Annotated in this window: 4 protein-coding genes; 3 read left to right on the top strand and 1 reads right to left on the bottom strand. The window is 63.8% G+C overall.

The annotated features are described in order from the left end of the window. Positions 1-136: 136 nt before the first annotated feature. Positions 137-832, bottom strand: coding sequence for a transposase (locus tag QMX78_RS20410; protein WP_282273077.1), 696 nt, complete (start codon positions 830-832; stop codon positions 137-139). Between the two features lie 198 nt (positions 833-1,030). Between QMX78_RS20410 and QMX78_RS20405 the strand changes: the two genes are divergently transcribed. The 3 genes from QMX78_RS20405 to QMX78_RS20395 all read left to right on the top strand — a co-directional run bounded on the left by QMX78_RS20405 (position 1,031) and on the right by QMX78_RS20395 (position 3,994). Next, positions 1,031-2,182, top strand: a complete 1,152-nt coding sequence (locus QMX78_RS20405) for a YncE family protein (RefSeq protein WP_282273075.1) — start codon at positions 1,031-1,033, stop codon at positions 2,180-2,182. Positions 2,183-2,277: 95 nt separating this feature from the next. Further along, positions 2,278-3,369, top strand: coding sequence for a crosslink repair DNA glycosylase YcaQ family protein (locus QMX78_RS20400; RefSeq protein WP_282273074.1), 1,092 nt, complete (start codon positions 2,278-2,280; stop codon positions 3,367-3,369). 238 nt (positions 3,370-3,607) lie between these two features. Then, on the top strand, positions 3,608-3,994 hold the full coding sequence (locus QMX78_RS20395; protein WP_282273072.1) for a hypothetical protein: 387 nt from the start codon (positions 3,608-3,610) through the stop codon (positions 3,992-3,994). Positions 3,995-4,159 lie beyond the last annotated feature (165 nt).

The following is a 4,159-nucleotide window of genomic DNA, read 5'->3' as shown; positions in this document are numbered from 1 at the left end:
TGTAGTTAGCCAACAAGCTGCTCAGCAACTCGTTGGGTACTTCATGTTTGCGTGAACTCATGGTGTCTCCAGGTCAGATGGCAGTTTCCTGCCGGTGACCCGTTTACACAAAATCTAGGACAGGCCCTTCGCTCAACTAGCGCGCCGGCCCCGCTTTCCGGGGCCGGCCACTCTTGCCAGGCGCCAGATTGCGGCCGAGTTGCGCTTCGATGGCTGCCCGGAAGCGATCGTTGCCCATTGGCTGTTGGCGGTAGAGGTGGTCGCGGAAGCTCGCGGTGTCTTCGTCGCTCACCTGTTGAACGAGTTCGCGGTATGCCGTCTGTCGCTGGGCTTCGCAGGCACCCAGCGCGACGTAGCAGACGTGGGCTTGTAGGGCCGGGTTTGCCACACCGAAGGCATTGTGCCGGTAACTCGACCACGGGTAATCGGCGGGTCGCTGCACCATTCCAGCGCGGACAGGATTCAACTCGATGTAGCGATAACAGCGCAGAAGGTGCTCGTCATTCGCGACAAGGTGAGATTTGTAGCGGCCTTCCCATAGCGTACCGGTGCGCTCGTAGGCGTCGTTGATATAGCGGACATAGCGCCGGCCCAATGCCTGCATCAGGCCGCTGATCGCGCCGGATTCAGCGGGCGTCATCAACAAGTGGACGTGGTTGGTCATCAATACATAGGCATGCACGCGGCATTCGCGCTCGATGCTGAGCGTGTGTAGATCCTGCAGGTAACGCATGCGGTCGATGTCGCGGAAGAAGCATGGTTGCCGGTCGTTGCCGCGTTGAATCACGTGCTGGGTTACTCCAGGCGGATCAATTCGTGGTCGCCTTGCCATGTTGAACTCCGGTGGCCGCTCGTCTGCAACGCTAGGGCGACTGGTGTGGTGGATCGATCCGGGGAGTGGGGCGTTTGCTGTAAGAACCTGACTCTGACCCCGGTTTTGCTCTAACATGCCGGCACCAGCCAGCCATTCCCGTTCGACAACGGCGCAGCGAGCCAGGACACCCTTCGTGCCCTATCAAGGAAGCTCGCAATGTCGAAATCCCCCCTGTTCCGATCCGCTGCGCTCGCGCTGGCGGTCTCTCTTGCGGTAGTTGCGCCGGCTGCTTCGGCGACCTCGCCGGTTGCTGCAACCAGTAGCGCTACCGCCAATGTGCAGCGTCAGGCCGTCGCCAAGGGCCTGTATGAATTGGCTTACAGCCCCGCGCAGAACGCTGTTTTCGTCGCTTCGTCCGGTGGTTTTGGCGATGCCGCCGGTCCGGCTCAAGTGCTGCGCCTGGACCCCACCACGCTCGCCGTACAGCAGCGCATTCCGCTGGAGCGCAAGGGCTTCGGTGTGGTACTGGATGACGCCAGCAATCGCCTCTACGTCGGCAACACCGTCGATACCTCGGTGACCGTGGTCGATACCGCGCAGAACAAGGCCATCGGCACCGTGCAGCTGATGGAGAAGGTCACTGGCAAGGACGGCAAGTCCTATTACAGCCATGACCTTCGCGAGCTGGTGGTGGATGCGCCCAACCATCGCCTGTATGTCACCGGTCATTCGCAGGAAGGCAGTGTGCTGTTCGTGGTCGATACGCAGTCGTTGCAGCTGATCGACACCATTGAAGGGTTGGGCAAGGCCAAGGCGCCAGGCCTCGCACTGGATGCGGCCGGCAAGCGCGTCTACACCAGCAATCTGCTGGGCGAAGTGGTCACCGTGGGCACTGACAGTGGCAAGGTCGAGCAGCGCTTCCAGGTCAGCGCCGAGCAGCCGATGAACATCGCGCTGGATCCTGCGGGCACGCGCTTGTTCGTCACCGACCAAGGCCTGGAGATGATCCGGAAGTACCAGGGCAGCAGCATCGACGGTTTCGTCTCGCGTCATCCGGGCAAGCGCGTGCTGGTACTGGACCGCAGCAGTGGTGCAGAGCTGGCGAGCATCCCCACCGATGCCGGCCCGCTCGGCATCCTGTTGGATGCACCGCGCAAGCGCCTGTACGTGACCAACCGCGAAGCCGGCAGCGTCACCGCCTACGACAGCGACAGCTACCAGCAGGTGGCCAGCTGGTCGGTGCCGACCCACCCGAACAGCCTGGCACTGGATGCGAAGAACAACGTGCTGTACGTCAGCATCAAGAACGGCGAAAGCGACCCGAAAGGTGCTGAGGAAGCCGTTGCCCGCATCGAACTGGGCAGCTGACGCAGCAACTTTTGCAGCGCGGGTATGCTGCGGGGCCAAGGTCGGCATGCGTGCCACCTTGGCCTTTCTTTCATGGTTGCTGGCATCATCGGCCCATGACGCTCAGCCTCGACCACCTGCGCCGCTACGCGGTCGCCCGCACGCTGTTCAAGCCGACAACGCTGATGCGGGCGATTGCCAAGCTGGGTTTCGTGCAGGCTGATCCGATCCGTGCGCCCGCAAGGGCGCAGGACCTGACGCTGCGGCACCGGGTCCTGGGATACCGGGCCGGGGACCTGGAGCGGCGCTATCCACGACTTCCCATCGAGGAAGATTTCTTCGTCAACTATGGCTTCCTGCCACGCGGCCACCAGGCGCTGATGCACCCGCGACAGGCTCGGATGGAGTGGACGCCGGCACGTTGGAAGCAGGCGCAGGCGGTGCAGTCCTTCATCGCCGAGCGTGGTGCGGTGCATCCGCGTGAGGTGGATGCGCACTTTGCACACGGCAAGACCACCAACTGGTTTGGCGGCTCGTCCAATGCCAGTACCCAGTTGCTCGATGGCATGCATTACCGCGGCATGCTGCGGGTGGCGCGACGCGATGGTGGCACGCGCGTCTATGCAGTTCGCGAAGCGGCGCTGGCGGTAACTGCTGCCGAGATCGATGCGCGCATGGACGCATTGATCGATCTGATTGTTGGCAAGTACGCACCGCTTCCCGATGCAAGTCTCGGTCAGCTGGTGGCCTATCTGGGGAATGGTGTCCCGCAATGGAAGGATGCGCGCAAAGCGGCGTTGGCGCGTGCGCGCCTGCGTCTGCAGCGGGCGAGGGTGGATGGCGTTGATTGGGTATGGCCTGCCGATGAGCGTGCGGAAAGCCGACGCTGGAAGCCGGACACCCAGGTGCGCCTGCTGACTCCGTTCGATCCGGTGGTCTGGGATCGCCGTCGCTTTGAGCTGCTGTGGGGTTGGGCGTACCGCTTCGAGGCCTACACTCCGCCGGCAAAGCGCAAATTGGGCTACTACGCGTTGCCGCTGCTGTGGGGCGATCGGGTCATTGGTTGGGGCAATCTATCGGTGGCTGCTGGCGCGTTGGATGCGCAACTGCAGTACGTCGAAGGACGGGCGCCGCGTGACGCGGGGTTTGTCGACGGGCTGGACGTGGAGCTGGGTCGCATGCGGGCATTTCTTGGGCTGGTTGAGTGAGTTGAGGTCTGGGCTGGGGGCGGTAACCGGACGTAGTGCAGTTGAAAGGATGCGCTTGCACCTCTGGCCGCCGTTCTGATCGGTTGCAGGTGCCGTTGAGAAAGCCGATCGCTTGCGGGCGGAATACCGGCTTACTCGTTCGCGAGCGACGGATACCTTGGCGGGTCGAGGTTGATTGCCAGCTGGCGCATCGGTCATGCTGCGCTGCCACGCCACAACAAGCCCGCAGGACCATCACGTGCCGAGAACCACCACAGCCACCACCCGCAACAGCGCCGTGCATATGGCCGTGGCGTTCATTGCGATGGGTAGCTGGGCCACGTTCGCGAATCTTGCGCACCCAATGCCGCGGCCGTTGATCGCAGGCGTAGTGCAGGGCACCTTGTCGGCGCTGATCACTCTGTTCCTGAAGCGCATGATCGAGACGCTGTCCGCGCGTTTGCCCGGAAGCGCCGGCTATTGGGTACCGCCGGTGGTTGCTGTTGCGGTTTCGCTGAGCTTGCTCAGCAGCATCCATTGGATCGCTGGTACGCCTGAGATCCTGCGCACGATCGTGGTGCCGCTCTCGGTAACCGCGATCTATGCGACGAGCTACAACCTGACGCTACGGCGGATGGCGGCGTAGGAGCAAAGTAGGAGCGATGTGGGAGCGGCGTAAGCCGCGAAGCTCGCAACGCCTGCAACCCGTAGTGGGGGGGGGGGGGGGGGGGGGGGGGGGGGGGGGGGGGGGGGGGGGGGGGGGGGGGGGGGGGGGGGGGGGGGGGGGGGGGGGGGGGGGGGGCGGGGGGGG

Source organism: Stenotrophomonas sp. PS02298 (assembly GCF_029959445.1).
Lineage (GTDB): Bacteria > Pseudomonadota > Gammaproteobacteria > Xanthomonadales > Xanthomonadaceae > Stenotrophomonas.
Note: the sequence above shows the minus strand (reverse complement) of the source record. Positions and strands in the feature narration are given on the sequence as shown.